Raw genomic sequence first — 24,290 nt, 5'->3', positions numbered from 1 at the left:
TGTTCGTTAGATTACTGCTCCTGCCAAACGACTTTACCGTTCACGATCGTCATAACGGGCCAGCCTTTAAGCTTCCATCCGCCAAAAGGAGTGTTGCGTCCCTTCGAAGCGAAAGTGTCCGGATTGACCTCCTGCTCTTTATCGAGATCCACGATGGTCAAATCCGCTGGAGTTCCCGGCTCTAGTTTGCCGGCGGATAGTCCGAATACCCGGGCTGGATCAGCCGTCATACGCTGAACGAGCAGGGACAAATCCCAGCGTCCAGTCAATACGAACTTGGTATAGAGCAGTGGAAAGGCCGTTTCAAAGCCGACGATACCGAACGGCGCAAGCTGCATCCCTTTGGCTTTCTCTTCTTCGCTATGCGGCGCATGGTCAGTCACGATCATATCGATCGTGCCGTCCTCCAGAGCTTTAATGCAGGCCTCTACATCCCGCTGGGAACGAAGCGGCGGATTCATTTTCCAATTGGCATCCATTCCAGGTATGTCCGTCTCGGCAAGCAGCAGGTGATGCGGGCATACCTCTGCCGTGACGCGAATGCCGATTTCCTTTGCTTGTCGGATCAAGCGAATGGATTGCTCCGTGCTCACGTGACACACATGGTAGTGCACTCCTGTTGCTTCGGCCAAAAGAATGTCCCGGCCGACGTGAATCGCCTCGGATTCGTTGGGGATGCCTTTCAAGCCGTGACGCTTGGCGAATTCCCCTTCATTGACCGGAGCTCCCTCGACGAGCGAGTTGTCCTCGCAGTGAGCGATAATCGGCATATCGAGCGACTGGGCAAGCGCCATGGCATCCTTCATCATTTGCGCGCTTTGCACACCGACGCCGTCGTCCGTAAAGCCAATGGCGCCCGCCTCCTTCAGCGCCGCGAAGTCCGTCAGCTCACGTCCAAGCTCGCTCTTCGTAATCGCCGCGTAAGGCAGAACGTTAACGAGTCCCGCTGTCTCGGCTTTGCTCTTTACCAGCTCGATCGTTTCCGGCGTATCGATGACCGGCCGCGTATTTGGCATGCAGGCGATCGTCGTAAAGCCGCCCTTGGCCGCTGATCTCGACCCCGTCTCGATCGTCTCTTTATGCTCATATCCCGGCTCGCGCAAGTGGACATGCATATCGATAAAACCCGGTGTTACCAGCTTGCCTTCGGCATCGATGATTTGATCAGCGTTCGGTTGTCCTTCGCTGCCCGCTTCGGTTACCTGATCGATAACTCCCTCACGGATATAGACATCCTTCAGTTGCAGCTTGCCGTTTCCGTCCAATATATTGGCATTTGTAATTTTAAGTAGCATAACTTACCTCCGCTCATTGAATTGCTGTATTCGGCCATCCGTTCAAAATAACTGGCATGTTCAGAAATGCCGCATCCAGGCTGGATGCTTCCTCTTACTACTGCTTCATCGCCCGTTCCATGACCGCCATGCGAATCGGAACCCCGTTCTCCATTTGCTTGAAAATGCGGGATTGGTGATGCTCCACGACGCTGTCGTCGATCTCTACGTTCCGGTTCACCGGTGCAGGGTGCATGATAATAACGTGCGGAGATAGCTTGCGTACCCGCTCTTCCGTCATACCGTAGTTCAGCCTGTACTCCTCGGCCGAGCTCATGATTCCTTCCCCCGCATGGCGCTCCAGCTGCACGCGAAGCATCATGACTACATCGCTGCACATCGCCTCGTCGATGGACACATAAGGAGCATGGCCCTCCAGCTCAGGCGCTCTCATGCTCACCGGTGCGCAGAACTTCACTTGCGCCCCTAATTTATGCAGAGCCCACAAGTTCGAGCGGGCTACCCGGCTGTGCTTGATATCGCCGATAATCGACACCTTTAATCCCTTCAGCTCCCCGAAGTGCTTCTTCATCGTGTATAGATCAAGCAGCGCTTGTGTCGGGTGCTCGTTATTGCCGTCGCCGGCATTGACTAGCGGGATCGATACTTTCTCGGCAAGCTCTTCTAGGACGCCAATCGGCTTAAGGCGAATGACTCCGGCATCAATGCCCATTGATTCCAGCGTGCGAACCGTGTCATAGATGGATTCGCCTTTCTCTACGCTTGACGAGGCAGCGGTGAAGTTAAGCACTTCTGCGCCTAACCGCTTCTCCGCCATTTCGAAGGAAAATCGCGTGCGTGTGCTATTTTCAAAAAACATGTTGGAAATAAAGCGGTTTTTCAAAATCGGAGTTACTTTCTCCTTTTGATTTTCCCAGTAGGCGGCACGATCGAGAATCCAGTTAATTTCCGAACTGCTCAAATGTTTCAATCCCAGCAAGCTGCGTTCTTTCAATGCGGAAGCTGCCATCGCCATATCAGTTCTCCCCCCGGTGGTGCATAATCCGAACTACGTCGCTGCCGTCGATTTCCTGCAGAAGCACCTCGATCTCTTCGGACTTGGAGGTTGGAACATTCTTGCCAATATAATCTGGGCGGATCGGAAGCTCCCGATGCCCTCTGTCCGCTAGCACCGCAAGCTGAATGCTCTCCGGGCGCCCGCAATCCATGATCGCGTCCATTGCTGCACGGATCGTGCGTCCCGTGTAAAGAACGTCATCGAACAAAATGACTTTCTTGCCATGAACGGGCAGCTGGAAGGAATTTTCGTTCGTCCCTTCTGCCGTCTTGTTCCGATCATCGCGGTAGAAAGTTACGTCCAGCTCGCCCCAAGGGATGCTCGCTCCCTCGATCTCTTCCAGCCGCTCGGCCAGCCGCTTGGCCAGAAAAACACCCCGAGTTTTGATCCCTGCCAGTACACATCCTTCAATCCCTTTGTTTCGCTCCAAAATTTCGTGCGCAATTCTTGTAAGTGCCCGCCGAATCGCAGTCTCATCCATAATGACACGTGTCTCGATGCTCATCATTTTTGCCTCCTAAGGACGATTATTCACCTGGTTCCGTGATAGCGCACAAAAAACTCCTTGCCTGATTCAGACAAGGAGTTGTTAGCCACAGCAAATGACCATGACTGTCATGCGGGTTCAACGTTCCGGGAGATACAAGCGCACAGAAAGCGCAGGTCTCCCCAAACAACCCATTCACGTTACCTTGCCAGCCTCACGGGACTGATTTAAAGGTGCTATTGATTTAAGAGAATTATGACAGAAAGCACCTTAACTTGTCAAGAAGGCAACCTAGAAAAAAATAGGGTCTAAATTTTGGATTGGGAGGATCGAATTCCCCTGACAAAGCTCATCATCAAAGAATGTCATTTATAATTATACATTTGAACTAATAATTATACAACACTTTATACGCATGCCATTTAGAACTCAAAGAGGACGTTCCTGAGACGGCGCTTGATCTCTTCAATGACTCTTTCCTCCTCCTCTATTCCCTCAGCGATAAACGTAACGGAGAATCGCACAAATGATCCAGCCTCATCCCAGGGCACTGTCGAGATTGACTTGTTCCGGATTAAATACTGGGAGAAATCCTCTGCCGTCTTAAACGTCTGACCGCCCTTTATTCCTTTAGGAGACTCAACATATAGAAAGAAAGACCCCTGAGGCTTCTGAGCCTTAAACCCCAGGTCATTCAGCGCACTAACGAGCATCTCGTGCCGCCTGGAATATTTAGCCGCTATGGCTTCCGTAATTTCTGGATGTGCGAGCGCGTGGGCGGCAGCCTTCTGAATCGCAATAAACTGGCCGGAATCGCAGTTATCCTTCACATCGCTAAACGCCTTTACAATCAGCGGATTCCCGGCGACAAAACCGATGCGCCAGCCTGTCATGTTAAAGGACTTGGATAGAGAGTGCAGTTCAACCCCGACATTCTTTGCCCCCGGTACGGACAGGAAACTTAGCGGCTTAAGGCCGTCGTACGTCAAGGCCGCATAAGGAGCATCATGAACGACGATGACATTATTTTTTTTGGCCCATTCAACGACTTCTACAAAAAATTCATAGGTCGCGCTGGCTCCGGTCGGGTTATTCGGGTAATTCAAATAAAGCAGCTTGGCTTTCCGCGCCACATCTTCCGGGATCGCGTTCAGGTCAGGCAGAAAACCATTCTCTTCCGTCAGAGCTACGTTATATACTTCCCCGCCCAAATATTTCGTATGAGTTCCCAGCACCGGATAGCCCGGAACCGTCATGATCGCCACATCCCCGGGGTTGATGAAGCAGTATGGAAGCATGGCAAGGGCCGGCTTAGAACCGATGGAATGGACGATTTCCGTCGCAGAATCAATGCCCTCGACACCAAATACCCTCTGCAAATATATCGCGGCGGCCTCCTTGAACTCAGCTATGCCATTGTCGGCATAACCTCTGTTCTCCGGCTTCGCCGCTTCCTCTGCCAGCTTGGCTACAATGGCTTTATCGGCCATTTCATCCGGCTCGCCTACTCCCATATCGATCAGCTCAACGTCCGGGAATTCCGCTCTTGCCGCAGCTTTGGCGCGCTTGATTTTCTCAAACTTGTAGATCGAGGCGTCCTTGCCGTAATCAGCCCCGCCGATTCGCTCAGCAAGCTGCTGTTGAATATAGGATTCTTTAACAGAGTCGATATTGATTGTCTTTGCTTTCATTGCTTACCCATCTCCTTGTAAGAAGTCTATCGTTATATGATGATCTAAACGCGAAATCCGAGGAATGGATTAATCCGGTTATCGTTTGTACTTTTCGCCGGATACACAATTACGCAAAAAAACACCTTCTGCATACTGGACATGTGCAGCTTACCCATCCAGTCAGAAGGTGCTTGTTGTTATTTTCATATACCTTAACGGCTTCGCAGCGAATGAAGAAGGCTCTCCATATCGTCCGGGATCGGGGCCGTAAATTCCTTATACTCGGCAGTTGATGGATGAACAAACCCAAGTACTGCAGCATGCAGCGCTTGTCCATCGATTTTCAAGCCTTTACTGCGTCCATACATCGGATCCCCAACCAGCGGATGACCGATAAACTTCATATGTACGCGTATTTGATGCGTCCTTCCGGTCTCCAGCTTCAGCTCAAGCAGCGTATAATCCCCGAACCGCTCTACTACGTGAAAATGGGTTACCGCATGCTTGCTGTTGCGATCGATAACGGTGTACATTTTACGATCATGCGGATCACGCCCAATCGGGGCGTCTACTGTTCCTTGATCATGACTCAGATTGCCGTGAACAAGTGCCAAATATTTCCGTGTCACGGAGTGCTCCTTCAGTTGGGCCGCTAGCGAGGTATGGGACTTATCATTCTTGGCCGCCATAATCAGTCCCGATGTATCCTTATCGATCCGATGAACAATACCAGGACGGAGTTCGCCGTTAATGCCCGATAAATCCTTGCAATGCGCCATCAGAGCATTAACAAGCGTACCTGAAGAATGACCTGGTGCAGGATGGACGACCATCCCTCGCGGTTTGTTTACGACGATAACGTCGCTGTCCTCATAATAAATATCCAGCGGGATATCCTCCGGTACAATTTCTACGGACTCCGCTTCAGGGATCGTAAGCGTAATGTGATCTCCATCAGTGAGCTTGTAATTCGTCTTAACCGCCGAACCATTGACGAGCACGGCTCCATTTTCAATCCAGATTTGGATCTGGGTACGCGATGTGTCATCGCCAAGCTGCTGCTTCACAAATTTATCAATCCGTGTCTTAACCGCTGATTCATCCACTTGCCATTCCATCTGGCTATCCTCTGCATGATCATAAGATGTCAGTTCATTCATGCCTTATCCTCTTGTTCTCCCGCGACAGCCATTGACGCCTTTTTCTCCCGTTTCATTTCTAGAAACGAATCCAGAACAATCAACCCGAAACCGATGACGATCGACGAATCGGCCACATTGAAAATAGGAAACGTGTAGCTGCCAAAGTTAAATTGCAGAAAATCAACAACTTCACCTGTTAATAATCGATCCAGGAAGTTTCCGAGCGTTCCGCCTAACACGAGGGAAAGCGCGACTGGAAGTATTTTGTTGGACGAACTTTTCACTTTTTGCAAATACCAAATGACGCCTATAACAACAATAATCGTGAATATGATAAAAAACCAACGTTGATTCTCCAAAATTCCAAAAGCCGCGCCACGATTACGATGCGAAGTAATCAGGAAGAAGTCTCCGATAATGGGAATCTGCTCCCCTATTGCCATACGTGTGGCTATTAAATACTTTGTTCCTTGATCAATAAGGAAAATAATTAACGCAACCAAAAAATAAATCATGCGGCAAGTCACCTCGTTTTTCATTTCCCCCGCTTTACCCAGCGGTAGGATTAACCACATGTAAGCCCTGTATATTGTAGCACAGCAGGAATTAAGTCGTCCATGCAAGATAGTATTTTCCGTAGGTAAATCGTCGTACTTTGACGCAAAATAGATCTATGACCAATGCCCATGCGACTACTTTGGGCTGAAAGGAGATCTGACATGCCACATCTTACAAAGCAGCACCTCGCGGAGCTCGAAGCCGAGCTGCGCTCTGAACAGCAATCCATCAAAAACAAGCTGTCTGCCAACGACCATTACGGTCTAAACGGCAGTATACGGGACAATACAAGCGAGCTTAGCGCTGTAGACAATCATCCCGCCGATATTGGCACTGAATTATTCGAACGCGGCAAGGATCTGGCCCTGACCGACCATGATGAGCTGCGTTTGACCCGCGTGGAAGATGCGCTGGATCGCATGGCCGAAGGGACATACGGCTACTGCCTCACCTGCGATAAGCCGATAGACATCGAGCGGCTTAAGGCGATCCCCGAGACGGCTTACTGCAAAGAACATAGTCCTCAGTCTACGGTATCTACGCATCGGCCTGTCGAAGAGCAATTTCTATATCCGCCATTTGGGCGAACAAGCCTGGATGAGCGTGACGACGAGACCGAATTTGACGGAGAAGACGCTTGGCAAATCGTAGAAAGCTACGGTACCTCGAATTCGCCCGCCATGGCTGAGGAGGACGAAATCGATGATTACAATGATATGGAAATCGAAGCCAGTCGTGAGCTGGACGGTTTTGTTGAGCCCTACGAGAGCTTCGTTGCCACAGACATTTACGGTCAGGAAGTATTCTTTTACCGAAACGGGCTGTACCGCAAGCACATGAGTGCTACGGAATATTTAGACAGCGAGGAATCGCTTGGGGACGGTCCGAATACGTACTAATACGCACTGATTCCATGATTAGCGGTAACATAACAGAAGCTCATCTTCGAAGCATACGATATGCATACGGTTCATGTTTATTTATGCATACAGCAGTAGCCGCTCCAACTATTCCAGTAATCGGCTAAGGCTAATAAGTATTCAGCTCTAATTGACGCTGAACAATGCGGACGATATCCGCAATGTAATCCCCAATAATCGGCAAATTTAATGCTCCCAGAATTTGCAGTATATAAATAATCGTGGCCGCAAAAAAAGTGAAGCCGATCGCGATCCCGATGCCTCGGGCCGTTCCGGCGAGCACATTGCGCCAGATCAGGCTCCATGGGTGCCGGAGCAGCTCGGTATATTCTATGATCCGCGATTGCTCGAGCTGCTGCGCCCACTTTAGGGTCAAATTGTACATCACGTCCATTTTCTCTTCCGTGGATGCAGGATCATGCTCATTCTTTTGCAGCTTGCTCCCTATATTTCCTGTATTTGGTTCCGTTCTTTCTATAGGGCCTGCTTTCCGTCTACGCTGAATCATCCGGCCATCCCGTCCTTTACTGAAGGCAGCACTTAGAAGTTATTAACTAACACAAACGAGCCAGGCTCCCTTAGATCATGAAGGATAGCCAGAGCTCGTTTGTGCTTGAGTTCTAAATATTATGACCGTCAGCCGGGACTGCCATACAGCTTTTAGGCCTTGATTTGAATTCCGATCTTCTTCGTACCGAGATCTGCGGTCTCAATATCGCTCTCCGGCTTGCCGAACGTCACATCCGTGATCAGCACATTATCGCGCAGCACCTGCTCGAACGCCTTGATCGCCGCTTTCAGCTCATCGTCTACATCGAGAGTCAAATGCACTCTTTTCTCGATCGGCAAATCCAGCTTTTTGCGGGTATCCTGAACCGCGCGAACGACTTCTCGCACCCAGCCCTCCTGCTCCAGCTCCGGTGTTATATCGGTATTCAGCGCTACCGTGATTCCATAGCCGGATGCCGAAGCAAAACCTGGCTTGGCCTGCTTATCGATCAGCAGCTCTTCCGCTGTAATTTGCAGCTCCTCCCCTTCCGGAGATGTAACATGAATCGAGCCGCTCTCTACCGCACGGCGAGTTTCCTCTGGCGCTAGTCCCTTCAGAAGGCCTTGCAGGAAGCCTACATTCTTGCCGTACTTTTTGCCGGCCACTTTCAAATTCAGCTTCAGCGTGAAATCGACGAATCCGCTGTCGCTCGTCTCCAGCTCAATTCTCTTGACGTTGATCTCATCCTTGATGATCCCTTCGTACTCGGCTACCGCAAACTCACGATCCATGGAAACAATCAAGCTCGTCAGCGGCTGACGCGTCTTGATTCCGGTCTCGTTCCGCACATTACGAGCCAGCTCCACGATTTGACGGGCGCTCTCCATATCGTTTTCCAGCGTTTGGTCGATCAATGCTTCATCCGGCTTCGGATAATCCGCCAGATGTACGCTCTCTCCGCCGCCGAGGTTCGTATAAATATCCTCCGACAATAGCGGTGTATACGGAGCCATCAGCTTGGAGAGCGTCAGCAGCACATGAATCAGAGTTTGATAAGCCGATACCTTATCCTCACCAAGGCCGCTGCCCCAGAAACGATCGCGCGAACGGCGGATGTACCAGTTGCTCAGCTCATCGATAAAGCCTTCGATCGCTTTGGCCGGATTGAGGAAGTCGTTTACAGCCAGCCCTTTATTAACAACCTGGATCAGGCTGTTCAGGCGGGACAGAATCCAGCGATCCAGCTTGCTCTTCGATGGACGGAACTCATGCTCCTCCGGATTGAATCCGTCAATTCCCGCATACAACGTAAGGAAGGAGTGCGTGTTCACCAGCGTATCCACTACTTTGGATTTCGCTTCAGCAACGATACCCTTGGAGAACCGCTTGCTGTTCCATGGCGCGCTGTCGGACAGCAAGGCCCAGCGGAAAGCATCCGCTCCGAATTCATTAATAATATCCCACGGGTCAATGACGTTCCCCTTGGACTTAGACATCTTCTGTCCATTTTCATCGAGAATATGGCCTGTTGAAATTACGGCCTTATAAGGAGCCTTGCCATTAAATAGCGTAGATACCGCAAGCAAGCTGTAAAACCAGCCGCGCGTTTGGTCAATTCCTTCGCAAATCATATCGGCAGGGTACTGCTCCTCAAATACTTTTGTATCGCCGAACGGGTAGTGATATTGTGCAAATGGCATCGAGCCGCTGTCGAACCAGACGTCGATCACTTCGGACGTACGCTCCATAATTCCGCCTTCACAGTGCGGGCAATGCAGCTTTACCTCATCCACATACGGCTTATGCAGTTCAAGCTCCTCGGATACATGGCCTACGGCATGCTCTCGCAAATCCTTATGGCTGGAAGGTGCATATTCACCTTTGCAGGAGTTACATACCCAAACGTTAAGCGGGGTTCCCCAATAACGATTACGGCTAATATTCCAATCCACCAGATCCTCAAGAAATTTACCGAAGCGGCCTTCGCGGATATGCCCTGGATACCACTGTACGCCGTTATTGTTGGCAATCAATTGATCCTTCACCGCGGTTGTCTGAATAAACCAGCTCTCCATCGCATAATAGAGCAGCGGTGATTTACAGCGCCAGCAGAACGGATAGCTGTGCTCGTATTTTTCTTTGGAATACAGCAGACCATGCTCCGACAGCCATTTTACGATATCCAGATCGCAATCTTTAACGAAGCGGCCGGCAAAATCCGTCACTTCATCCGTATAGTTACCTTGCGTGTTGACGACGCTGACGAATTGAACCCCATTCTCACGGCATACTCTATAGTCGTCTTCACCATGAGCCGGAGCCATATGAACAATCCCTGTACCGCTGGCATCTGTAACAAAGTCTGCCCCTAGAATAACGAGTCCGTTCTCCGGTGAAACGTAGCTGAACGGCGGAGCATAGGATTTGCCTACAAGCTCGGCACCCTTCAGGGTGGACAGTACCTCAAACTCGCCTTTCAGGACATCATCGGCCAAATTTTTAGCAACGATATATACACCGTCCTCCTGCTTGGCACGAACATATTCCAATTCCGGATTTACAGCAAGAGCCACGTGGGAAGGCAGAGTCCATGGGGTCGTCGTCCAGGCGAGCACATATTCTCCGCTGTCCTTCAGCTTGAACTTCGCGGTCGCGCTCAGATCCTTCACGTCTTCATAGCCTTGAGCAACCTCATGGGAGCTAAGCGTCGTTTGGCAGCAAGGGCAATACGGGCTGACGCGGTGACCGCGATACAGCAGCCCTTTTTTGTGAATCGTCGATAAAATATTCCACACGCTTTCGATATACGGGTTCTGCAATGTGATGTACGGATTATCCAGATCGGTCCAGTATGCGATCCCTTCGGTCAATTCACGCCATTGCTTCTCGTATTCAAAGACGCTGTCCTTACATTTCTTCACGAACTTCTCCACGCCATACTTCTCGATCTCCTGCTTGCCGGAAATGCCAAGCTGCTTCTCGACACCTAGCTCGACAGGCAGTCCATGCGTATCCCAACCTGCTTTACGGATGACCCGATAGCCGTTCATCGTCTGGTAGCGACCGATAAAGTCCTTGATTACCCGGCCCAGAACGTGGCCGATATGCGGAGCACCGTTCGCGGTAGGAGGGCCTTCATAGAACACATAATTCGGCCGTCCCTCCCGATTTTCCATACTGCGCCGAAATGTGTTCTCCTGCTTCCATTTATTGAGGATGCGCTGATCACGGGCCCGCGCTTGTTCTTTGACATCTACTTTTTTCATTTTAAGGCGACTTCCTTTCACTCCATAATATTAACAGTAAAGCTTAAACAATCTTTTGGGGAACAAAAAAAGCCCCGCCCCAAAAGGGACGAGACTCTAGCTCGCGTTACCACCCTTGTTCCATGCCGTCCGAACCCGGAACGAATCTCAACCGACATGACACCTTGATCCCATACGCTTCATATGGGGCCGGGGTAACGGCCGGCAGCCGGATAAGCTTACGCTTTAAATTTCAGCCTATCTTCTCCGGGACGATATTCCGTCTGTGTCTTGAACGTTGACTCGCAGCAAATCGCCAACTCTCTGAGGACAAAATCACAGCGTACTGGTTCCCATCATCAAATTCATATGCTCGTTTAATATGTCTATAGTTATAACTTATTATTACCCGCTCTGTCAACAAGGCAGGCGCTTAGTAAATTTCTTTGATCTCACGTTCGCGTTCACGTTCGCGTTCGCGGTTCTCATGCCGCTCACGATCCTCAAGCGATTCCCATCCGTCATGGCTGAGCAGATCAAGCTGAGCCTCCACAAGCGTCCGGAACCGGGCACGATAAATCGAAGCCTGCTTCTTCAGTTCCTCGACTTCCATCGCTATTTTACGTGATTTCGCCAGCGATTCATTAACGATGCGATCCGCGTTCTTCTCGGCTTCCTTCACGATGAGCTGCGCTTCTTTCTTCGCATTGTTCTTCACTTCATCCGCCGCTTCCTGCGCTACGATGATCGTCTTGCTGAGCGTTTCTTCGATATTTGCAAAATGATCCAGTCTTTCTTGCACGGCCAACAGCTGGCTTTGGAGCTCCTTGTTCTCCCGGATCACGATCTCGTAATCTTTAATTACCTGATCGAGGAATTCATTGACTTCGTCTTCATCGTAACCGCGAATACGTCTGGAGAATTCTTTATTATGTATATCCAGCGGCGTTAATGGCATGTTGCGCACCTCCTAGTAAATTCGAAACCTCCTGTAATGTTGTTCAAAAAGTCCCCTTTGATGACGAAGTATCACTATCCAAAACGTACGCTCGCTCATCAGTCCCTAGCTTCATCCAACCTTAGCGTTTTGAAAAAACGCACATCGGAAGCATAAGCTTCGGTGCTGAAAGTTTGACTTTTTGAACACACACTAAAAGAGGAGCATGTACAGTACAAGTGTTGTTGTTAAATTCGACAGGAATTTCTAAACTCCTGCAAAGCCTTCACACAAATTTACCGATTCGGACACGGTGTCTGCCCTTTTTCGTCATGCCGTCCGTCTCCAACACCTTGAATCTGCCGAATCCTTGGAGCGCTACAATGTCGCCGGATTTTAACGGCTTGGATGGATCCTCTTCCGTCTTCCAATTTACCCGGCAGCGTCCCGCCCTGATCGGCACTACAACTTTACTCCGGCTCAGGCGGAATACATCGCTCGCAATCCCGTCCAAACGTAAAGAAGCCACCGTGATATCCAGCGGCTCAAGCGTAGCGTCTGCCGTTCTTAGCGCTTCAAGCCCAAGTACCTCAGTCATAACGCTGACTCGATGTACCTGGCGAAGATTCATGTCCAGGAAAGCGGCTATTTCCTCAGCAATAATGACATGGCATCCGTCCTCGCGGACATGGATATCACCAACCTTGTCCCGTTTAAGACCGAGTCCAAGGATGGCTCCCAAGTAGTCGCCATGCTGAAGCGAGGCCAATTTCAGATCCTCCGAAGAAATACTGAGCACCTTCATCCCCATCGGCTCTGCTTCAATATCCCGATAATCCGGTGCAATCAGGGCCCGCCGCCGCTCCGCTTCCGGGAACCCGCCATCCAAACGGATGTGAACATCGGCATGGCGATTCGCCAGACTCTCCACAATGTGGCATTGCCGCGGATCCAGAAAGTCGCTCAACTTAGCTTCATGATAATTCCCTGCATTCACAACCCATTCCCAGGCCCGATCCACGAACGGGCGCTCTTCCGGAAGAAAGTGTTCATATATATTTGCCCGCATAAGTTCAAATTACCCCAACACGTAGCTCAGCACGGCGATCAAGCCGAAAACAGCCATCCGCAATGCGAAAATAGCGACGATCGGCGATATGTCGATCATGCCCATAATCGGCGGAATAAATCGTCTAAACGGGGACAAAAAGGGCTCTACCACCTTGCCCAGCAGCTCTCCGATAAAGCTCTCCCGAGCGTTAGGCACCCATGACATCAAGATATAAATCAAAATCATGTAAAAATATATATCATGAAGCATCCATATTATTCTAAAAATATCAATTCCCAAGCTGCCTTCACCTCATTCTGTTGTTGTATTCCTGATCTTCCGTCAGTATTTCAGTGATCGAACCCTGTATTTCTACCGTATCCGGCGTACAGAGAAAGATGTTGCCCCCGATCTTGGAAATACTGCCGCTAAGCGCATAGATCGTACCGCTAAGAAAATCGATAATGCGCATAGCCTGATCGTTCCGAACTCTTTGCAAATTGACGACGACCGATCGATGCGAACGCAGATGATCCGCGATTTCCTGCGCCTCGTCGTAAGAACGAGGCTCATACAGGATGACCTTCACGTTCTTCTGGGAGTGGATACTGACTACATTGTTAATTTTTTGATTTCTGCGAGCTTCAAAGCTAGGCGCTTCAAATTCGACTTCCTCTTGCCCCTGCAGCTTCTCCCGCTCCACGATTTCTTCTTCTTCTTGAAGGCCCAGAAAATTCATAAACCGATTCATTACTCCCATTACGTCTCCTCCCCTTTCCCTACTAAAAGAGTACCCAAGCGCACCCAAGTCGCCCCTTCCTCAATAGCTACTTCAAAATCCCCCGACATGCCCATCGACAGCTCGGTTAGCGGTTCCTTCGTAATATTCTGCGCATTCAGCCGATCCATTAGCTCTCGGAGCCCCCGAAATACCGGGCGCGTCAGCTCCGGATCGTCCTCGATTGGCGCCATGGTCATGAGTCCAATGATCCTCACGTGAGAATACGTCTCGATTTCCCGTAACAATTGAGCTGCTTCTTCCGGACGAACTCCCTGCTTAGACGATTCTCCAGATATGTTAACCTGCAGGAAAGCAGATACCGTAATCCCTTGCGCCGCTGCCCGCTTCTCCAGCTCCTTGGCCAGGGACAGACGATCCAAGGAATGAATATATTGAAATTTGCCAATGATGTCCTTGACTTTATTGCTCTGCAAATGCCCGATGAAATGCCAAATCCCCCGTCCTCCAAGCGCCTCCCATTTCGGTACCGCGTTCTGCGGACGATTCTCGCCAATATGAGCGATGCCTTCATCCAGCAATAAGCCTGTCGTCTCCAGGCTCACATACTTTGTCACCGCGACGACCTTGACGTCATCCCGTCGGCGACCGCTTCGTTCACAAGCCGCTTGAACACGACGTTCTACTTGTTGTATCCGTTCTTTAAGTGACAAAGAAAGGATCACCTCTCTTTCATGCCGATCCAGCTCGCCATCCTTCCGGTTGTCCCGTTTTGCTTGCGATAAGAAAAGAACTTATCGGGATGACAGCTTGTACACCATGTTGTACATTCGATATGAGTCGGCAATATTCCTGCTTTTATCATAATGATTCGATTCAATTCTTTCAAGTTCAGCATGCATCTGCCCGGATTGACGGATGGAGACGCGAATGCAGCGATGTCCTCGCCTTCTGCCAGCCCTTCCCTGACCTGCGACATTACTGCTTCATCCACCTCATAGCAGCAATCCCCAATCGACGGCCCTATAGCAGCCAGAATATCCTCGCTGCGGCTTCCAAACTCCTGCTCCAGCGTCTTGATCACTGCCGAGGCTATAAGTCCTACCGTCCCCTTCCAGCCTGCGTGAGCCAAGCCTACGGCCTTGCGTACGGGGTCAAGGAAATAGAGCGGAACACAATCCGCATAAAATGAGGTAAGGAGTATTCCCGGAACATTCGTAACTAGGCCATCCGTATTCTGAAACGCTCCCTCACGATCAAGGTAGCCCTTGCCCTTATCCGCCTTCTCCACGACGGCTACATGCGTTCCATGAACCTGCTCTCCGCAAGTCCAAGCGGTTGGTTCAAAGTCCAGCGATTTTGCCAAAATACGGCGGTTCTCCAGAACGTCCATCGGTTCGTCGCCAACATGATAGGCTAGGTTCAATTCATCATATGGGGAATTGCCCACCCCGCCGTTTCGTCCGCTAAAACCTGCGCTAAGTCCGGGCAGCGCTTCACTCCAGCTCTCCAGAATAAACTTTTCGGGGTGCCCGGTCATTTCAATAGCTTTCCATTTAAACGGCTCCATCATCCACCTCTTTATTATTTCAAATCCTGAAATAGACTGTAAAGTTCAGTTTACCATAAGGCGACCAGCTTTTCGAAGGGACAAGACGCAAAGCTAGTATAATTAAACTAGCCTCGGCGCTCGGCTCTTCCATCCCGATCGATATACACCGTCGTTTCATATTGCTGAACCCCGTTCTGAGCTAAACCGTCCATCTTGACCAGCACGACGTCCGAGCCGATTTTCACGATGTTTTTCCATGGAATGATCAAATCGCTGCCTCCACCAAACAATCCCATGAACTTGCTGTTGACCGGAACGACGATGGCTTCTATGGTACCCTGCCGTAAATCGAGTTCCAAATCGCTAATATGTCCAAGCCGTTTGCCGTCAACGACATTAATGACATCCTTCGCTTGAAAATCAGATATTTTCATACCAGCCTCCCACCCTATCGTTTCGGATTTACAACTCCCTGCCTCGGATATAGGATCGTGTATTATGTATATGATTATCGCCCGCAAAACATTTAAAGATCGTAAAATAATTCTGGCAACATATAAATTCTATAATCAAAAAGAGGTTCCCGAAGGAACCTCCATGCTTAAGACTTAACGTGTTTTTGCATTTGTAAAATAGCGGATTTCTCAAGCCTTGATACCTGCGCCTGGGATATGCCGATTTCATCAGCGACCTCCATTTGCGTCTTCCCTTCGAAGAATCGCATCGATAAAATCATCTTCTCGCGGCGGTTTAAGCGCTGCATTGCTTCACGCAAGGCGATCTCCTCAATCCAGGACACATCCTTGTTCTTGTCATCGCTAATTTGATCCATGACGTAAATCGGATCTCCCCCATCATGGTAAATCGGTTCGAACAATGACACCGGATCCTGGATCGCGTCCAGGGCAAAAACCACGTCCTCCTTCGGCAAGCCTAACGCTTCGGAAATTTCGAATATCGTCGGCTCCCGAGAATTTTGATTGGTTAAGCTATCGCGCATTTGCAGCGCTTTATAGGCAATGTCTCGCAGACTGCGGGATACCCGGATCGGGTTGTTATCCCTTAAATACCGCCTAATTTCACCGATAATCATCGGTACGGCATAGGTCGAGAATTTTACGTTTTGCGATAAATCGAAATTATCGATGGCTTTCATGAGTCCAATGCAGCCGACCTGAAATAAATCGTCTACAAACTCCCCCCGATTGTTGAATCGCTGGATGACGCTCAGCACTAGCCTAAGGTTGCCATTCACTAACTTTTCTCTGGCTGATCTTACATTGTCCTGCTGCAGGGAGCGGAACAATTCGCGCATTTCCACATTGGTTAGAACGGGCAATTTTGCAGTATCTACACCGCAAATCTCGACTTTGTTTCGGGTCATCGTGTCTTTACCTCCCAAGGAGAAACTTAATGATCATTATCTCCCGGGGCTGCATTTTTATTCCTTTATTTCGAATGCCTAAACCATCTTGTTGAATTCCTTGCGGAGTCGCTTAATGATTCTTTTCTCTAGCCGGGAAATGTAAGATTGCGATATTCCCAGCAGATCGGCGACATCCTTCTGCGTCTTCTCGTCGCCATCCACAAGACCGAAGCGCAGTTCCATAATCATCCTCTCCCGCTCGCTCAGCTTATCGAGCGCTTTGTGCAGCAGCTTTCGATCAACCTGCTCCTCAATATTGCGATAAATCGTATCATTCTCGGTTCCAAGCACATCGGAGAGAAGCAATTCATTGCCATCCCAATCAATGTTTAGCGGTTCATCGAAAGATACTTCCGTACGTATTTTGCTGTTACGCCGCAAATACATCAGTATTTCATTCTCGATACAGCGGGAAGCATACGTTGCGAGCTTAATCTTCTTCTCGGGATCGAACGTATTGACGGCTTTGATTAGTCCTATTGCGCCAATCGACACGAGATCCTCAATGTTAATTCCCGTATTCTCAAATTTGCGGGCGATATAAACGACAAGACGCAAATTTCGCTCAATGAGCATAGCCCGGATCGCGGAATCTCCTGTGGACAGGCGCTGAAGCAAATACTCCTCTTCTTCTCTCGTCAAAGGAGGAGGCAGCGCCTCGCTGCCACCGATATAGTAGATTTCTTCACTCTTGAGCCCGAACAGGAACAAAAGCCGATAATACTGCAATTGCAACATCAACTTCCATCTAACACGCATTTCTTTTCCTCCTATATCACGATCCTGATGTACTTAATAGATAATCTTCCTCCGCCTCTGCAATTCCTTCGATCAATACCGGATGAATAATGGCACGATAAGCCGCCTCTGCAGACAACCGCCCGCCATCCAATCCGATAAGCACTCGGTTCGTCGTCATTATCCGCCCCTCTTGAACAATCGATACTTCGTCCGGCTTTAGGGCAATCATAAATTGCGAGCCTTTATTAATCCCCCGGTAGGGCACAAGCCGCAAGCGATCCCTCCATGGAAACAATTCCTCATCGCTCCATTCCATAATAAGGTTGTCCGCTTGCTCCGCAGCTAATCTGCCGAGAAAGGAGTCTGGCAGCACATGATCCCACAAAGAGGCTTCCATCACCATAACGGGCCATCTAGTAAGAGGATCCTTAAGCTGATTGCCAGTATCGACTAGTCCTGTACATTGTACCGTTGTTTCATCAATCCGAACTCTTACCTCGGCTAGACAGCTTTCTACACGCTCTGTAGCACGCCGTGAGGCAACAACCATTTTGAACCAAACAATGACTATAAAGAAAACGACCACCGTAAAAATTGAACCTACCTCAAGCGAGAAGCCAAGACCCCCGGAAGCTGAATACCATATTCCATTCCATACTTCCCCGGAATTTTGCAGCAAATAATGAATGCCTAATATACCGCCAGCGGCTGCAAAATTCACCATGTAGAAAGCTCCCATATTCCGCAAATAGTTTTGCAGACTAGCATAACCGAATGCGATCCAAAGCATGACGACTGAGAATAAAAATTTTACGAGAAACGTAAATAGGAAGGAGAGCTCAGGGAGAAACATCATGACGACATAAGCAGCCCCTACGGCTGCTGAGACCAAGATTCGCCATGCCCTTACCCGCTGCTTCCTGATCCAGGCTGTCACCAGCAGCAAGCTCGCATCGATCAGCAGGTTCATAAGAAATATGAGATCGATATAGACGACCACTTCGAATCACCTGCCTAGGCACTCCCTAATCTTCTTCCGCTATGCTAGAAGTACTTCTTGTAACCAATGGAGTTGCTATCAGTATAAAGAGAAGCAATTGTAAAGTCTGTCTAAAATTGAGTGAAGATTAGTACTATTTTTGTCGAGCAATGCAAAAAACCTCCATTCCACATTGCCGTGGAACAGAGGTTTAGATTTTGGGGAGATTTGGTCAAAATTATTCGTTATTGTTACGGGAACGGTTACGGAGGAAGGTTGGGATATCCAGTTGATCACCGCTCGGCTGATTCCCAAAGGGTCTTAAGGAAGAAGCCGTACGGCTTTCTTGCGTTTCGGCTACGCCTGCAGCCGGTTTACGGATCGGCGCTGCCTGAGACTTATGCTCGAATCCGGTCGCGATGACCGTTACCTTGATCTCTTCCTTCAAATTCTCATCGATAATAGCACCGAAAATCATATTTACTTCTGGATCGGATGCCGAGATGACGATCTCGGCCGCCTCGTTAACTTCATATAGAGACAGGTTCGATCCACCTGTAATGTTCATAATTACGCCGCGAGCTCCCTCGATCGAAGTCTCAAGCAGCGGACTCATGATAGCTTTGCGAGCTGCTTCTGCTGCACGGTTCTCCCCCGTAGCTTCACCGATTCCCATCAGGGCGGAACCGCGTTCCGTCATAATCGTCTTCACGTCGGCAAAGTCTAGGTTGATCAGACCCGGTACGGCAATCAGGTCGGAAATGCCTTGAACCGCTTGGCGCAGCACATTATCCGCTTCACGGAAAGCCTCCAGCATCGGCGTCTTCTTGTCGACGATTTCAAGGAGACGGTCGTTAGGAATAACGATAAGCGTATCTACCTTTTCTTTCAAAGCTTCGATCCCAAGCTCAGCATGGGAAGAACGCTTGCGTCCTTCGAAGGTAAACGGACGAGTCACTACGCCTACCGTCAGCGCTCCGCACTCCTTGGCAATCTCCGCAATAACCGGAGCAGCTCCTGTACCCGTGCCGCCGCCCATACCGGCAGTTACAAACACCATATCTGCGCCTTTCAGCGTATTGGCAATCAACTCGCGTGATTCTTCAGCCGCTTTCTTGCCCACATCAGGGTTAGCGCCTGCTCCGAGTCCACGGGTCAGCTTATCCCCGATTTGCAGCTTATGCTCTGACTTGGCTAAATGCAAGGCCTGGGCATCCGTATTCACCGTAATGAATTCTACGCCCTGCACCCCGTTCTCGATCATTCTGTTCACAGCGTTGCTACCGCCACCGCCAACACCAATGACTTTTATTTGAGCCAAACTCTCCATTTCGAAATCAAATTCCAACATACTCTTCCATCTCCCCCTCATTGTGCATGGATGGCCCGTCCATCTTCAAGTTATATGAATTCACTGAATAAACTCTTTAGACGTTCCATAATACCCGGTTTGCCTGCGCTCTCCTGGGTATTTACCGGTTTATTCCGATTGGTTGTCTTCTTTGCACCATTACCGGTATTCCGGACGCGGATATTTTTGATAACCTTGTACAATATGCCAACGCCTCCCGTATAACCGGGATCACGGACACCGATATAATCTGGTACGGCGATCCGCACGGAAGCGGCCAGTTCCTCCTGTGCAACTTTGAGAAGCCCCGGCATCGATACGGTTCCTCCCGTAAGTATATAACCTCCGGGCTGCTCAGTGTAACCGAGTCGTTTGACTTCCTGCTGAATCATTTGGAATATTTCCTGAACGCGAGGCTCGGCGATGGCTGCGAGATCCTCTTGGGTAAATTCCTTGTCTACATTGCTTCCGATTCTCGTAACCTTAAACGTCACATCTCCCGCCGAGTCCTCGATGGAGGCACAGCCGTACTTAAGCTTCACCTTCTCCGCCTGATCGGTTAATGTGCGAAGGCCGTAAGCAATGTCATTCGTTATAAACTCTCCCCCTATCGGAAGCGTAGATGTCGCAATAATTGTGCCGCTTTCGAACACTGCGATTGTCGTTGATCCGGCACCGATATCTACCAGCACAGAACCCATCGTCTTCTCATCCTTGGACAACGCAAGCTGACCTGATCCGAGGGACAGCAATACAAGATCGCTTACCTTCAGCCCGGATTTCTCCACGCATCGAAGCAAATTATGTATTGCCGTCTTTGCACCTGTAATAATCGTTGCTTCGACCTCCAGGCGAACTCCGATCATCCCGCGGGGATCTTGAATGCCTTCAAGCCCGTCCACGACATATTGCTTGGCGACCACATCGATAATTTCCCGCTCCGGAGGCAGCGCGATGACTTCCGCAGCTTTCAGGACGCGGTCGATATCCTCTTCTCCAATTTCGCGGTCTTCATTCTGTACGGCTACTACCCCGTGGCTCGTCTGGAGTCCAATATGATTTCCTGAAATGCCGACATATACTTCCGATATTTGAATGCCAACCATCCGTTCCGCATGATCAACAGCACTGCGGATCGATTGCACGGTTTGGTCAATATCTACAATCGCACCTTTGCGAATTCCTTCCGAGTCGGCAGATCCAACTCCAATAATATTAAAGGTTCCATTACTAATTTCCCCAATAATAGCACGAACTTTGGATGTACCGATGTCCAAACTAACAATGATGTCATTGTTGCTCAAGCTCTGGCACCTCCTATTTCCCATTCAAAATTGTTATAACCATATTAAATGCACTATCTACATATTCAACGCCGTTTGATCTTTCCCTCTTTTTTCTACAATTTTTTTGAATTCCATCTTTTGCATAAAAGTAGGATAAAGGTAACGTTAGAATAGGCTTGCAGTCCTTTTTGTCTATTCTATGAACTTAGAAAAAAGGCCGCTGGAAAAACTAGCCCATAAAATGTATTTTACCATTTTTTTTTACTCATGAGTAGTATCATTTTGTGCGTCCTGCGGCTCGTAAGGTACATACGTGTCGGCCTCCAGCATGGTAAGCATGCCGGGATCCTGAGACTCTAAAATGGAGTTCATGTATTCCAGCTTTGCCGGAAGCAAAGAAATGGCCGTCACCACTTCAAATTTTGAGCCCGTGTACAGTTTGACCCGGTCGGGATAAGACAAGGTCGGGGAAGGGACGATTTCCGAAATGTCAGAGACCTGATCTTCCGGAATTTGCGCCAGCACTTTGCAAAGGTTGGCCAAATTGGGGTCATCGGCTCTCCACCCCGTCAAAATAGGCCTTTCCATAGGCATCGAGCCGATCCCTAAATGGATTCTTGTCCCGTTTGCAAGAAGGCCCTTCAAGCCGTCGTCCACAGTCAGCTCGTAAGCTGCCAACGGATACTCCTTGATGCGGATCGTTATCCCTCCAGGGAAAGACTTGTCCACCTTGGCCTCCTCAATAGACGGCACTTTCGTCATACGCTTCTCAATCGTCTCCGAGCTCGTTCCGAAGAACGGAGCGCCGAGCTTTAGGCCGCTAATTTCCAGCAGCTCCTCGTCCGAGGTATACGAGCTGCCTTCAAACGTGATGCTGGAAATTTTACTTAAAGACGAACGAAAAAAAAGCACGGCTAGCAAAGATAGAAACAATAAAATTAAAATCCCGGCTATTTTTTTGCTGTTTTTCCTCTTCGGTTTGGGTTGCTTCAACACGGGCATATTGGCTTTAGACATAACATTTCTCCGATATCCGATATATTGTAATGTACAAAGCCTTTATCCCCTCCGCTGGAGGGGATGATTCAAGGCATCATCAAGCTAGATCCAACTGCTTCAACACCGGGGCATCGCGACTTACAACGCCTCCTAAACGCTGAAACATGATTTCAATTCGATCATACCCACGGTCAATGTGGTACACCTGTTCAACGATCGTTTTGCCTTGCGCGGCTAATCCAGCAATCACGAGTGCGGCACCGGCTCTCAAATCCGTCGCTTCCACGGTAGCGCCGTACAATCTCGGCACCCCGCGAATAATCGCAGCGTTCATATCCACGGAAATATCTGCACCCATTCGCACCAGTTCATCAACATGCTTGAAACGGCCTTCAAACACCGTCTCTTTCATTAAACTTACACCATCAGCCAAAGATAATAAGACCATGATCTGGGACTGCAGATCCGTCGGAAAGGAAGGATAAGGTGAAGTTACGATTCGTTCCACCGCTTTAAGACGGCCTACGCTGCTTACGGTTATTATATCATTGCAGGTACTGATTTGAACACCAGCCCGGCGCAGCACATGAAGCAGTGAGACCAGGTGGGAAGGATTACAGTGCGTCAGGGTAACCGTTCCTCTAGTCGCCGCAGCAGCAATGAGCGCTGTACCCGCCACGATCCGGTCAGGAATAATCTCATAATCGCACGGATAAAGACGAGTCACCCCCTGTATCGTAATCGTATCGGTGCCGGCTCCCATAATACTTGCGCCCATGCTATTTAGGAAATTTTGCAGATCCTGAATTTCGGGCTCCCGTGCCGCATTCGTAATTACAGTTGTACCTTCAGCCAGCGCTGCGGCCATCATAATATTTTCCGTAGCGCCCACGCTCGGGAAATCAAGGTGAATGTCATTGCCTACGAGCTTGCTGGCCCTGCACCATATTTGTTGATCCTGCTCCTCGATCGCAGCTCCAAGAGCCTGCAATCCCCGCAAATGCAAATCGATCTTCCGTTCGCCGATCGCGCAGCCGCCAGGCTGATATATGCATACCTCTTTGAATCTTGCTAGCAGCGGGCCCATCAGAAAAATAGAAGAGCGCATCTGCTTCATCAAATCCTCCGGCACATGGCTGGAATCAGCGCTGCCGGCATCGATCATTACGGTGTCGCCCTTATGAACCGTTTTACAGCCTAATCGGCTTAAAATGCCAAGCATAACATCAATATCGAGCAAACGAGGAACATTTCGAAGTTGCACCGCCCCTTCAGACAGTAAGCTGGCAGCCAAAATAGGCAGTGCGGCATTTTTCGCTCCATGGATATGAATGGTTCCTGATAGGGGTCTCCCGCCTTCAATCACCAATTTGTCCAATGTATCACCTCCGAGTTTACCGTTCACCCACGAAGTAAACCTCCGGCACCAGAGCGAGTTCATATTTTGTTGCAATGGTGTCCTTGATTAGCTCCATGAGCGCAAGAACGTCCTCTGCTGTCGCTTGCCCCGTATTGACAATGAAATTGGCATGCAGCTCGGATATTTGCGCTCCGCCTATACTCCGCCCCTTAAGTCCTGCCGCTTCAATCAACCGGGCTGCATGATCTCCTGGCGGATTGCGGAACACGCTGCCCGCACAGGGCTGCTGCAGCGGTTGCGTTTTACGGCGGCGATCCTTGTAGGAAGCCATGGCAGCCGCAATTTCCAGGCGATCCCCCTCCTCCAGGGTGAAGATGGCATTCGCCACCACTCCTCGGCTCCCATGCAAGATGGAATGGCGGTATGAAAAATCCATATCCTGTGCATTGAAAGTTACCAACTCACCCGTCTCCAGAACAATTTCAGCGGATTTAAATATGCGTGACACATCAGACCCGTGAGCGCCGGCGTTCATATATACGGCTCCACCGACGGTTCCCGGAATCCCCCCAGCAAATTCCAGACCGGTCATGCCTTCTTTTCCAGCCATAATGCTCAATCTTACGAACGAGGCGCCTCCCCCCGCTTCGACCTCGGTTTCCCGAAACCGGATCTGCTCCATTTCTTTGCCCAGCTTGATCACCGCACCGCGAATGCCCTTATCGGATACGAGCATGTTGGAGCCCTTACCCACCATTAACCAAGGAATTTGTTCTTCATAAAGCCGGCGAATCAAACTTGCCAGCTGTCGCGTGTTCTCTGGGACGATCAGAGCATCGGCCGGCCCACCTATTTTCCATGTCGTATACTTCGACATCGGCTCGTTGGGTAAGACCGTGCCCACTTCCTGTTCTGACAATTTCGATATCCACTGCTGCATCTGAAACCCCCTCCTTGACTAACATGCCGAATCCCGTCCGGTAGCTGGCCGTCCGATGATCG

24 protein-coding genes and 1 other annotated feature are annotated in these 24,290 nt (G+C 49.7%); of the genes, 1 reads left to right on the top strand and 23 read right to left on the bottom strand.

Translation table 11 applies throughout. From position 1 onward, the window contains the following. Positions 1–11 precede the first annotated feature (11 nt). From ACE3MQ_RS07930 to lspA, 6 genes are all read right to left on the bottom strand, one after another. On the bottom strand, positions 12–1,295 hold the full coding sequence (locus ACE3MQ_RS07930) for a dihydroorotase (RefSeq protein ID WP_379392074.1): 1,284 nt from the start codon (positions 1,293–1,295) through the stop codon (positions 12–14). Between the two features lie 97 nt (positions 1,296–1,392). Then, positions 1,393–2,310 (bottom strand): aspartate carbamoyltransferase catalytic subunit, encoded by a 918-nt coding sequence (locus ACE3MQ_RS07925; protein WP_379392073.1) that lies wholly within the window; start codon positions 2,308–2,310, stop codon positions 1,393–1,395. Position 2,311: 1 nt separating this feature from the next. Then, positions 2,312–2,857, bottom strand: coding sequence for a bifunctional pyr operon transcriptional regulator/uracil phosphoribosyltransferase PyrR (pyrR, locus tag ACE3MQ_RS07920; RefSeq protein ID WP_379392072.1), 546 nt, complete (start codon positions 2,855–2,857; stop codon positions 2,312–2,314). Positions 2,858–3,261: 404 nt separating this feature from the next. Next, on the bottom strand, positions 3,262–4,530 hold the full coding sequence (locus ACE3MQ_RS07915; protein ID WP_379392071.1) for an LL-diaminopimelate aminotransferase: 1,269 nt from the start codon (positions 4,528–4,530) through the stop codon (positions 3,262–3,264). 194 nt (positions 4,531–4,724) lie between these two features. Then, a complete protein-coding gene (locus tag ACE3MQ_RS07910) occupies positions 4,725–5,672 on the bottom strand; it encodes an RluA family pseudouridine synthase (protein ID WP_379392070.1) in 948 nt (315 codons plus the stop codon). Continuing rightward, entirely contained in the window at positions 5,669–6,169 is a 501-nt protein-coding gene (lspA, locus tag ACE3MQ_RS07905; protein ID WP_379392069.1) for a signal peptidase II, read from the bottom strand. The genes ACE3MQ_RS07910 and lspA overlap by 4 nt, the downstream gene beginning before the upstream one ends. Positions 6,170–6,373: 204 nt before the next feature. Between lspA and ACE3MQ_RS07900 the strand changes: the two genes are divergently transcribed. Next, positions 6,374–7,111, top strand: coding sequence for a TraR/DksA C4-type zinc finger protein (locus tag ACE3MQ_RS07900; protein WP_379392068.1), 738 nt, complete (start codon positions 6,374–6,376; stop codon positions 7,109–7,111). Positions 7,112–7,241: 130 nt separating this feature from the next. Here the strand turns inward: ACE3MQ_RS07900 and ACE3MQ_RS07895 are convergent, their stop codons facing one another. The 17 genes from ACE3MQ_RS07895 to murB form a co-directional block, all read right to left on the bottom strand. Beyond that, positions 7,242–7,526, bottom strand: a complete 285-nt coding sequence (locus ACE3MQ_RS07895; protein WP_379392463.1) for a DUF5665 domain-containing protein — start codon at positions 7,524–7,526, stop codon at positions 7,242–7,244. A gap of 266 nt (positions 7,527–7,792) precedes the next feature. Beyond that, positions 7,793–10,888 (bottom strand): isoleucine--tRNA ligase, encoded by a 3,096-nt coding sequence (gene ileS / locus ACE3MQ_RS07890; RefSeq protein ID WP_379392067.1) that lies wholly within the window; start codon positions 10,886–10,888, stop codon positions 7,793–7,795. A gap of 81 nt (positions 10,889–10,969) precedes the next feature. Next, positions 10,970–11,236 (bottom strand) — a binding site (T-box leader). Between the two features lie 64 nt (positions 11,237–11,300). Continuing rightward, positions 11,301–11,825 (bottom strand): DivIVA domain-containing protein, encoded by a 525-nt coding sequence (locus tag ACE3MQ_RS07885; RefSeq protein ID WP_379392066.1) that lies wholly within the window; start codon positions 11,823–11,825, stop codon positions 11,301–11,303. Positions 11,826–12,090: 265 nt separating this feature from the next. After that, positions 12,091–12,873 (bottom strand): YlmH family RNA-binding protein, encoded by a 783-nt coding sequence (locus tag ACE3MQ_RS07880; protein WP_379392065.1) that lies wholly within the window; start codon positions 12,871–12,873, stop codon positions 12,091–12,093. Positions 12,874–12,882: 9 nt separating this feature from the next. After that, positions 12,883–13,125, bottom strand: a complete 243-nt coding sequence (locus tag ACE3MQ_RS07875; protein WP_379392462.1) for a YggT family protein — start codon at positions 13,123–13,125, stop codon at positions 12,883–12,885. 37 nt (positions 13,126–13,162) lie between these two features. Next, complete coding sequence (locus ACE3MQ_RS07870; protein WP_379392064.1) at positions 13,163–13,615, bottom strand: cell division protein SepF; 453 nt, start codon at positions 13,613–13,615, stop codon at positions 13,163–13,165. Next, the gene (locus tag ACE3MQ_RS07865) at positions 13,615–14,307 is read right to left on the bottom strand and encodes a YggS family pyridoxal phosphate-dependent enzyme (RefSeq protein WP_379392063.1); all 693 of its coding nucleotides are present in this window, start codon (positions 14,305–14,307) and stop codon (positions 13,615–13,617) included. Before ACE3MQ_RS07865 ends, ACE3MQ_RS07870 begins: the two co-directional genes overlap by 1 nt. 8 nt (positions 14,308–14,315) lie before the next feature. Next, positions 14,316–15,164: a peptidoglycan editing factor PgeF gene (gene pgeF, locus ACE3MQ_RS07860; RefSeq protein ID WP_379392062.1), complete on the bottom strand. Its 849-nt coding sequence runs from the start codon at positions 15,162–15,164 to the stop codon at positions 14,316–14,318. Between the two features lie 107 nt (positions 15,165–15,271). Continuing rightward, entirely contained in the window at positions 15,272–15,580 is a 309-nt protein-coding gene (locus ACE3MQ_RS07855) for a YlmC/YmxH family sporulation protein (RefSeq protein WP_379392061.1), read from the bottom strand. Between the two features lie 167 nt (positions 15,581–15,747). Beyond that, the gene (gene sigG, locus ACE3MQ_RS07850) at positions 15,748–16,530 is read right to left on the bottom strand and encodes an RNA polymerase sporulation sigma factor SigG (RefSeq protein WP_055107480.1); all 783 of its coding nucleotides are present in this window, start codon (positions 16,528–16,530) and stop codon (positions 15,748–15,750) included. Between the two features lie 78 nt (positions 16,531–16,608). Then, on the bottom strand, positions 16,609–17,331 hold the full coding sequence (sigE, locus tag ACE3MQ_RS07845; protein ID WP_110932180.1) for an RNA polymerase sporulation sigma factor SigE: 723 nt from the start codon (positions 17,329–17,331) through the stop codon (positions 16,609–16,611). 16 nt (positions 17,332–17,347) lie between these two features. After that, positions 17,348–18,313 (bottom strand): sigma-E processing peptidase SpoIIGA, encoded by a 966-nt coding sequence (gene spoIIGA, locus ACE3MQ_RS07840; protein ID WP_379392060.1) that lies wholly within the window; start codon positions 18,311–18,313, stop codon positions 17,348–17,350. A 217-nt stretch (positions 18,314–18,530) separates the two neighbouring features. Then, positions 18,531–19,643 carry a cell division protein FtsZ gene (gene ftsZ / locus ACE3MQ_RS07835; RefSeq protein WP_379392059.1) on the bottom strand — a complete coding sequence of 371 codons (1,113 nt, stop codon included), beginning with the start codon at positions 19,641–19,643 and terminating at the stop codon, positions 18,531–18,533. Between the two features lie 50 nt (positions 19,644–19,693). Continuing rightward, positions 19,694–20,947 carry a cell division protein FtsA gene (gene ftsA, locus ACE3MQ_RS07830; protein ID WP_379392058.1) on the bottom strand — a complete coding sequence of 418 codons (1,254 nt, stop codon included), beginning with the start codon at positions 20,945–20,947 and terminating at the stop codon, positions 19,694–19,696. A gap of 243 nt (positions 20,948–21,190) precedes the next feature. Beyond that, complete coding sequence (locus tag ACE3MQ_RS07825; protein ID WP_379392057.1) at positions 21,191–21,946, bottom strand: cell division protein FtsQ/DivIB; 756 nt, start codon at positions 21,944–21,946, stop codon at positions 21,191–21,193. 79 nt (positions 21,947–22,025) lie between these two features. Continuing rightward, positions 22,026–23,306 (bottom strand): UDP-N-acetylglucosamine 1-carboxyvinyltransferase, encoded by a 1,281-nt coding sequence (gene murA, locus ACE3MQ_RS07820; protein ID WP_379392056.1) that lies wholly within the window; start codon positions 23,304–23,306, stop codon positions 22,026–22,028. 16 nt (positions 23,307–23,322) lie between these two features. Then, positions 23,323–24,228: a UDP-N-acetylmuramate dehydrogenase gene (gene murB, locus ACE3MQ_RS07815; RefSeq protein WP_379392055.1), complete on the bottom strand. Its 906-nt coding sequence runs from the start codon at positions 24,226–24,228 to the stop codon at positions 23,323–23,325. Positions 24,229–24,290 lie beyond the last annotated feature (62 nt).

The organism is Paenibacillus lentus, assembly GCF_042714055.1.
GTDB classification, from domain to species: Bacteria; Bacillota; Bacilli; order Paenibacillales; family Paenibacillaceae; genus Fontibacillus; species Fontibacillus lentus_A.
Note: the sequence above shows the minus strand (reverse complement) of the source record. Positions and strands in the feature narration are given on the sequence as shown.

What these genes read in the sequence shown, in the direction of transcription:
- pyrR (WP_379392072.1), bottom strand. Translation starts at nt 2,857, where the DNA reads ATGAGCATCGAGACACGTGTCATTATGGATGAGACTGCGATTCGGCGG.
- ACE3MQ_RS07825 (WP_379392057.1), bottom strand. Translation starts at nt 21,946, where the DNA reads ATGTCTAAAGCCAATATGCCCGTGTTGAAGCAACCCAAACCGAAGAGG.
- ACE3MQ_RS07870 (WP_379392064.1), bottom strand. Translation starts at nt 13,615, where the DNA reads ATGGGAGTAATGAATCGGTTTATGAATTTTCTGGGCCTTCAAGAAGAA.
- ACE3MQ_RS07875 (WP_379392462.1), bottom strand. Translation starts at nt 13,125, where the DNA reads ATGCTTCATGATATATATTTTTACATGATTTTGATTTATATCTTGATG.
- ACE3MQ_RS07900 (WP_379392068.1), top strand. Translation starts at nt 6,374, where the DNA reads ATGCCACATCTTACAAAGCAGCACCTCGCGGAGCTCGAAGCCGAGCTG.
- sigG (WP_055107480.1), bottom strand. Translation starts at nt 16,530, where the DNA reads ATGACCCGAAACAAAGTCGAGATTTGCGGTGTAGATACTGCAAAATTG.
- ACE3MQ_RS07855 (WP_379392061.1), bottom strand. Translation starts at nt 15,580, where the DNA reads ATGAAAATATCTGATTTTCAAGCGAAGGATGTCATTAATGTCGTTGAC.
- lspA (WP_379392069.1), bottom strand. Translation starts at nt 6,169, where the DNA reads ATGATTTATTTTTTGGTTGCGTTAATTATTTTCCTTATTGATCAAGGA.
- sigE (WP_110932180.1), bottom strand. Translation starts at nt 17,331, where the DNA reads ATGCGTGTTAGATGGAAGTTGATGTTGCAATTGCAGTATTATCGGCTT.
- ACE3MQ_RS07910 (WP_379392070.1), bottom strand. Translation starts at nt 5,672, where the DNA reads ATGAATGAACTGACATCTTATGATCATGCAGAGGATAGCCAGATGGAA.
- ileS (WP_379392067.1), bottom strand. Translation starts at nt 10,888, where the DNA reads ATGAAAAAAGTAGATGTCAAAGAACAAGCGCGGGCCCGTGATCAGCGC.
- ACE3MQ_RS07925 (WP_379392073.1), bottom strand. Translation starts at nt 2,310, where the DNA reads ATGGCGATGGCAGCTTCCGCATTGAAAGAACGCAGCTTGCTGGGATTG.
- murB (WP_379392055.1), bottom strand. Translation starts at nt 24,228, where the DNA reads ATGCAGCAGTGGATATCGAAATTGTCAGAACAGGAAGTGGGCACGGTC.
- ACE3MQ_RS07880 (WP_379392065.1), bottom strand. Translation starts at nt 12,873, where the DNA reads ATGCGGGCAAATATATATGAACACTTTCTTCCGGAAGAGCGCCCGTTC.
- ftsZ (WP_379392059.1), bottom strand. Translation starts at nt 19,643, where the DNA reads ATGTTGGAATTTGATTTCGAAATGGAGAGTTTGGCTCAAATAAAAGTC.
- ACE3MQ_RS07915 (WP_379392071.1), bottom strand. Translation starts at nt 4,530, where the DNA reads ATGAAAGCAAAGACAATCAATATCGACTCTGTTAAAGAATCCTATATT.
- ACE3MQ_RS07930 (WP_379392074.1), bottom strand. Translation starts at nt 1,295, where the DNA reads ATGCTACTTAAAATTACAAATGCCAATATATTGGACGGAAACGGCAAG.
- ACE3MQ_RS07895 (WP_379392463.1), bottom strand. Translation starts at nt 7,526, where the DNA reads ATGGACGTGATGTACAATTTGACCCTAAAGTGGGCGCAGCAGCTCGAG.
- ACE3MQ_RS07885 (WP_379392066.1), bottom strand. Translation starts at nt 11,825, where the DNA reads ATGCCATTAACGCCGCTGGATATACATAATAAAGAATTCTCCAGACGT.
- pgeF (WP_379392062.1), bottom strand. Translation starts at nt 15,164, where the DNA reads ATGGAGCCGTTTAAATGGAAAGCTATTGAAATGACCGGGCACCCCGAA.